The following is a 238-nucleotide window of genomic DNA, read 5'->3' on the forward strand; positions in this document are numbered from 1 at the left end:
GGCCCGCCTCTGGCAGGCATTGACCGAGGTACAGCTGGCAGACTTCGTGCTGAGCCTGCCGGATGGGCTGAGTACCCTGATGGAGGAGGGGGGCAAGAACCTCTCCGCCGGTCAGCGGCAGTTGCTCTCCTTCGCACGCGCCCTGGTGGGAGATCCGCGCATCCTCATCCTGGATGAAGCCACCGCCAGCGTGGATTCACAGACCGAGCTGGCGCTCTCCACGGCGCTGGCAGCAGCC

At 66.8% G+C, this 238-nt stretch carries 1 protein-coding gene; it reads left to right on the forward strand.

Going from position 1 to position 238, the window contains the following annotated elements; translation table 11 throughout:
* The coding region (locus BN1128_RS10425) for an ATP-binding cassette domain-containing protein (RefSeq protein WP_156140183.1) at positions 1 to 238 on the forward strand (238 nt) is incomplete at both ends.

Origin of the sequence: Aeromonas piscicola, from assembly GCF_000820005.1 — a bacterium.
In the GTDB taxonomy this organism is placed as follows: domain Bacteria; phylum Pseudomonadota; class Gammaproteobacteria; order Enterobacterales; family Aeromonadaceae; genus Aeromonas; species Aeromonas piscicola.